Below are 6,041 nucleotides of genomic sequence, written 5' to 3'. Positions count from 1 at the left end.
GATGACTTTGCCCGGAAGTTTGCAGGGACCATTGTCTCGATGCTGGCGGCACATCAACCGGTCCTGAAGCCGTACGTCCACATCACCAAAGACCCGCACGCCATCGATCAGCCGGAACCGCCGATCGAGTAGTTGCATTCCGGTAGCTACGATCGCGGTGGCCTTCTTTTATGGAGAGCGGCGACAAATGCCGTACGGTCAAGCGACTGGACCGCATTTGTTCTTGGCCGCTACGCGTCAAGCGCCCGGCCCGCCTTCGTATCCAAACCCATTCGACGGTGCCGGGACATCGGGCAGCCCCATCGATTTGCGCAGGCGGTGTAGGTTCGCGGCGACGGCAGGTTTGGCGTCTCCGACCTTCGGGCTCGCATGCAGATCGCGCCATTGCGCCGTTATCTGATCATCTGCCAGGTCGAAGCGGCGCAGCCAGGTCTCTGTCGCGACCGTCGTATTGAGCAGTGGCGCGGTACTGTCGAGCGTGCCGCTCTGCAAAATGTCCATCTCTGCCGCGATGATCGGGCGCAGCGCAGCGTTAAGCAGCACGTACGCGGGCGGCGGCAGCGGGGCCTTCCCGGGTCCGGCCGAAACGCCGGATTGCGGAGCGACGCCGGCTTGAACGATCAAGCCACCGCTCGCCAAAGGCTGGCGTACGTACCAGTCTGGAGGCAGCGTAAGCGAAGCGGCCCCGCCGGCGGCACGCACCAAGTCGGCGTCAAGCGCGACGAGCCAGTCGACGGTCTTGATCTTTCCGACTAGGTCGACGGTGCTCACGCCCATCGGATCGCCCACGTCGATTCCCGGGCCATAGCGGCGCGCATACGAATACTCGGTCGCTTCGTTGGGCGCGCGTCCCATGGGAGGCAGATTGACCGCGAAACCGGCGTGACCGTGGACGGTCGGCAGTGCTTCGCAGAACGCGGCGAAGAGCGCCTGAAACACGCCAGGTCTGTCGTCGAGGAAGGCTCGGGGCACCGTGAAATCGATCACGTCCATCCCGGTCCCGAGTTCAGCTTGCCAGTCCGTGATCGTGAAGACAGCGAATTCGAAGAACCCTGTAGCCTGTTTGTGCTCGGCGCTCGTGACCTGCACCACAAGGGCTTCATCGGCAGGCACCGTCTTCGCCAAGGTGGCGAGGCCGGGTGCTTTATCGAGTGTCATGGGCTGCTCGCCCTCGCTGTAGAACCACCGCAGCGGGCCGTCCTTCGACGGCTTTTCCCCACCGGCAACTTGCAGCGCGCGGCAATACTCGTCGATGGTCGCGCGGTACTGCTCGTAGCACTTCACGATCATGTCGCGCACCGCGGGCGTATGGCCATCGCGGAAATACACAACCCCACGCACCACGAGCGCGGCACCCGTGATCCCCTTTCGGTAGGCCGGCTCATACAGCCCAAACGGCAGGGTATCCACGCGGCTCGGGTCTGCGACCCACGCTTTGATTTCGTCTTCAGTCATTTCGCTATTCCATCACGGAATCAGAGGCGGAAGCCGGCCAGGCGCCAAAGGCGGAAGTCCGCCGCCGCTCGGGATGCTCGGGAAGGCGCTTCCTCCGCTTCCACTGCCACCGAGCAGTTCGTCTATATCCGACGAGGACGACGTTTTGGACTCGCGCTCCGCAGAAGGCTCGCCGTCCTTCTTGCGGTCACCGCACCCGCATTCGGCAGGTCCAAGCGGCACGAACTTCGAGCGATCACCGGCAATACGAATGTAGTCCCGCTCCTGGTTCCGACTGTAGGGGTCCGGTGGGAACTTGAACTCTACAACTTGCTTAATATTTGCTTGTACAGGCGGTTGCGTTGGGTCCTTCACGATAACGACATCCGGCCGGCGCAAGTTTCCCTTTCCCGGCCTGTACTTCTTGAGACCACCGGGCCAGAAATCCTTGATCCATTGGCGAATGTCTGTATGGGGGCTCAACGGATCGTCTGGGTCCGTCACTGGTTCCGGCGGCTTGGCCTTCATGTTGTACGTCTGCTCAGGGCGATAGACAGTCGGCGCCCCGGTTTCGATGTTGGACACGCCGTTCGCAAAATCCAAGCGTTGCTGGACGCACTTCTGGCGCCGGACTTGTCCGCTCCGGGTGGTCACGCCGATCGACTTGCATTTACAGAGCACCGAACACAGCACCGCGCGGTCCTTCGGCGAAAGAGTCCCGTTGACCCCAACCTGCGTCGTTTGACCCTCGGGCGAAACCCCGCCGGTCGCGGAGCCCGGACCGTAGTCGCTCATGCGCCTTCGCTCCCGGGGTGTTCGAAGGACAACGACGATGCGTCATGATTGTCGAGCCAATCGGTGAACCCATTGGCGTCGGTCTTGCCTTGCACGATCCGCCCGTTTGCAGCCCGCACGGTGTACGGGTGGCCGGCGATAGGTTGGCGGGTGGCGTCGTCGAGCACCTGGAATCTGCCGCGGTAGGGCGTTTGGGCGTTGGTCTGCGAGACAACGCTTCGTCCGCCGCCGACAGCACCCCCAGGGCCGGAAGTCGGTGCCGCAGTGGTGTGGTTTTGCGACGCGATCAGCGTCGCACCGCAGGCGGTTGTATCGCCCTCAGATGCAACGGGGCGACCACCGAACGTCACCCCAAGGTTCTTCACACCGACAATCGGATAGATCCCGCCACACTTAGGGCATGAGACCTTGTCGCCCAAAAGGGCGATCGGACGACCGTCGTCCTTGTTTTCGGGTGAGCACGCTAGAACGGTGCCCCCGTGAGAAGTCGTATCACCCTCGCGAATAAATGCAAATCCCATGCTCTGCGCCCTCTCTCATTTTTTTGGTCGCGGGAATGTAGCACGGAGGGTTTGCCGGAGGCGCCCTGTCAACGTTGACAGTTGGCCTGGTCAATCAGGCACTTGCGGATTTCCGCGGACGGCAGGCGAAGCCGCCAATGAAAGCGAGGCCTCGCGGCCGATGCGGTTCCGTTGCTCATTTGACACTGCGTTAGGGACTAGTCGCGCTTTCTTGCTCGAATATCGCTGCGCACTTGCGGGCTCTCTAAAGCACGGCTCACGACATCCGCCGTCTCCGCTCCCATCGCGGCGGCCCGCTTGGCGGCTAGCCTCGGCGCGCATTACATACGCGGCACGCGACCCGTGAAACCCTCTCGCTGATGATTTTTGGAAACGCGGGAGGTGTTTTGGAAACGGCAAGGGGTTACGCAAACATCGCGTAACCCCTTGTCAGATATGGTGCCGGCTGCAGGACTCGAACCCGCCACCTGATGATTACAAATCAACTGCTCTACCAGATGAGCTAAGCCGGCGTGAGTGCGCGATTCTACTTCATTTCACGACTTTGAGGTGGCCTTTCCCGCCGCCGCCTTTGCCGCCGTCGTCATCCGTCCGCGGACGATTGGGCTCGCCGCTTCCCTCCAGCGGACGCGACGGGTTCTCGCGCGGGGAATCGCCGGCTTCGGATTCGGATTCGGATTCGGCAGCTTGCTCCACCTCGCTGCTCGCCACCGGCCCGCTTTGCGCAGCCGCCGTCGCGGGCTCGACGGGAAACGCCATGCCCTGCCCGTTCTCGCGTGCATAGATCGCCAGCACGTTCGACACCTGCACTTCGATCTTGTGCACCTTGCCCGAGAACCGCGCGCTGAACTCGATCCACTCGTTGCCCATCTGCAACTGGCTCGTCGCCTCGAAGCTGATGTTGAGCACGATCTCGTCGTTGTGCACGAACTGGCGCGGCACGCGCGTTTGGTTATCCACGCGTACTGCGATATGCGGCGTGTAGCCGTTGTCCGTGCACCACTCGTATAGCGCACGCAGCAGATAAGGCTTAGTCGAAATTTCTTGCATCAACTGTCCTCATACGAGGCTCGGCGCGCCGCCCGCGCTCTTGCAACAAGCCGCAAGAACACGAGCGGACGCAGCCGAACTCGACTTACCGGCGCATCACCTTTTCCGAGGGCGTCAGCGCCTCGATATACGCCGGCCGGCTGAAAATACGCTCGGCGTACTTCATCAACGGCGCAGCATTCTTCGACAACTCGATGCCGTAGTGATCCAGACGCCACAGCAGCGGTGCGATCGCCACGTCGAGCATCGAAAACTCTTCGCCGAGCATGTACTTGTTCTTCAAGAAAATCGGCGCCAATTGCGTCAGCCGATCGCGAATCGCCGAACGTGCCTTCTCGTGATTCTTTTCCGCGGCCTTGCCCTTCTCGTTCTCGAGCGTGCCGACGTGAACGAACAGTTCCTTCTCGAAGTTGAGCAGGAACAGACGCGCACGGGCGCGCTGCACCGGATCGGCCGGCATCAGTTGCGGATGCGGAAAGCGCTCGTCGATGTACTCGTTGATGATGTTCGATTCGTACAGGATCAAGTCGCGCTCGACCAGAATCGGCACCTGACCGTACGGATTCATCACAGCGATGTCTTCCGGCTTGTTGAACAGGTCGACGTCGCGGATCTCGAAGTCCATGCCCTTTTCGAACAACACCAGCCGGCAACGCTGGGAAAACGGGCAAGTTGTGCCGGAATACAAAACCATCATGTCTAAAGTTTCCTCAAAAAGCTGAAGGGCCAGCGCGCCGGAGAAACCTCCCTTGCGCCGGCCCCACACCGTGTTACGGCGTGTTTATTTGACGTCTTTCCAATACGCCGCATTGAGCCGCCAGGCGAAAAACGTCAGGACGCCCAGGAAGATCAGCACGAACACGCCAAGCTGCCGGCGCGTCTGCTGGGTCGGCTCGGACATCCAAGTCAGGTACGCAACCAAGTCCGCCACGGCAGAATCATAATCTACCCGCGACATCGTCCCCGGTTTTACGCTTTCGAAGCGCTCGAACTGATGCGTCTTCTCCCCCGTTTCGGGATCCGTCATGTCCGTGAATTTGGCCGTCTGTACACCCTGCAATTGCCACAACACGTTCGGCATGCCGACGTTGGGGAACACCATATTGTTCCACCCCGTCGGCCGCGTATCGTCGCGGTAGAAGCTGCGCAAATACGTGTACAGCCAGTCGCTGCCGCGCGCCCTCGCCTCCACCGACAAATCGGGCGGCGTCACGCCGAACCACGCCTTCGCGTCGGCCGGGCGCATCGCCACCGTCATCGGGTTGCCCACTTTGTCGGTCGTGAACAGCAGGTTCTGCTCGATCTCCTTCTGGGAAATGCCGATCTGCTCGAGCGCGCTGTAACGCATGAGGTTCGCGCTGTGGCAATTCAAGCAGTAGTTTACAAACAATTGGGCGCCATGCTGCAACGATGCGATGTCATGCGTGTTATTCGGCGCACGATCCAGCGGAAAACCCTCCTCCGCATGAACCGGCCCCATCGCCACCGCCATCGTCAGCACCACGCTCGCGCCGCCGATGCGAGCGAGCTTATTCAGCCAAGTACTCAGCCATGTCTTCATCACGTGTTGTCCTCGCTCGCGGTTAATGGGGCTTGTACCGAACCCGCTCGGGTGGCTGCTTGAACGTCCCCAGCCGGGTCCAGAACGGCATGCCCAGGAAGAACGCGAAGTAGATCAGCGCGCAGATCTGAGCGATCAACGTCGCGGCCGGCGACGGCGGCTTGGTGCCCAGATAAGCGAGGGTCAGGAACGCAAGCACGAAGATTCCGTAGAAAACCTTGTGGAACAACGGCCGGTAGCGGATCGACTTCACGGGGCTGCGGTCGAGCCACGGCAAAAAGCAAAGCGACACCACCGCGGAGCCCATCACGACGACACCCCAGAACTTCGATTGGGTCAGGTACATCGCGACGATCACGAGCACGGCCAGGACCGGCAGACCGATCTTCCACTTGCCTCGCGCCCGCACGAGCGCAAGGAGCCCAAGCAGCCCGATCACGACCATCAGCACGATCTTGAACGGGTCGGTCGTGGCACGCAGCATCGCGTAAAAGGCCGTGAAGTACCACACAGGCGCGATCTCCGGCGGCGTTTGCAGCGGATTGGCCGGAACGAAGTTGTTCTGCTCGAGGAAGTACCCGCCCATCTCCGGTGCGAAGAAGATGATTGCGGCGAATACCATCAGTAACACGCACACGCCCATGAAATCATGGACCGAGTAGTACGGATGGAACGGAATG

Annotated in this window: 6 protein-coding genes, 1 tRNA gene and 1 pseudogene; all 8 read right to left on the bottom strand. The window is 61.2% G+C overall.

All coding sequences use genetic code 11. The features are described from left to right. Positions 1-237: 237 nt before the first annotated feature. A complete protein-coding gene (locus tag ACTHN9_RS05055; protein WP_440535653.1) occupies positions 238-1,455 on the bottom strand; it encodes a DUF3396 domain-containing protein in 1,218 nt (405 codons plus the stop codon). A 12-nt stretch (positions 1,456-1,467) separates the two neighbouring features. Beyond that, positions 1,468-2,229, bottom strand: coding sequence for a VRR-NUC domain-containing protein (locus ACTHN9_RS05050; protein WP_440535652.1), 762 nt, complete (start codon positions 2,227-2,229; stop codon positions 1,468-1,470). Then, positions 2,226-2,750 carry a PAAR domain-containing protein gene (locus ACTHN9_RS05045; protein ID WP_440535651.1) on the bottom strand — a complete coding sequence of 175 codons (525 nt, stop codon included), beginning with the start codon at positions 2,748-2,750 and terminating at the stop codon, positions 2,226-2,228. Before ACTHN9_RS05045 ends, ACTHN9_RS05050 begins: the two co-directional genes overlap by 4 nt. A gap of 436 nt (positions 2,751-3,186) precedes the next feature. Further along, a tRNA-Thr gene (locus ACTHN9_RS05040) sits at positions 3,187-3,262 on the bottom strand. A gap of 19 nt (positions 3,263-3,281) precedes the next feature. After that, positions 3,282-3,800 (bottom strand): ClpXP protease specificity-enhancing factor, encoded by a 519-nt coding sequence (locus tag ACTHN9_RS05035; protein WP_440535650.1) that lies wholly within the window; start codon positions 3,798-3,800, stop codon positions 3,282-3,284. 85 nt (positions 3,801-3,885) lie between these two features. Then, entirely contained in the window at positions 3,886-4,497 is a 612-nt protein-coding gene (locus ACTHN9_RS05030; RefSeq protein WP_008344155.1) for a glutathione S-transferase N-terminal domain-containing protein, read from the bottom strand. Between the two features lie 84 nt (positions 4,498-4,581). Continuing rightward, positions 4,582-5,361, bottom strand: coding sequence for a cytochrome c1 (locus ACTHN9_RS05025; RefSeq protein ID WP_440535654.1), 780 nt, complete (start codon positions 5,359-5,361; stop codon positions 4,582-4,584). A 22-nt stretch (positions 5,362-5,383) separates the two neighbouring features. Then, positions 5,384-6,041: pseudogene (locus ACTHN9_RS05020) on the bottom strand (cytochrome bc complex cytochrome b subunit); the annotation flags it as partial.

Origin of the sequence: Trinickia sp. (assembly GCF_051953405.1) — a bacterium.
In the GTDB taxonomy this organism is placed as follows: domain Bacteria; phylum Pseudomonadota; class Gammaproteobacteria; order Burkholderiales; family Burkholderiaceae; genus Trinickia.
Note: the sequence above shows the minus strand (reverse complement) of the source record. Positions and strands in the feature narration are given on the sequence as shown.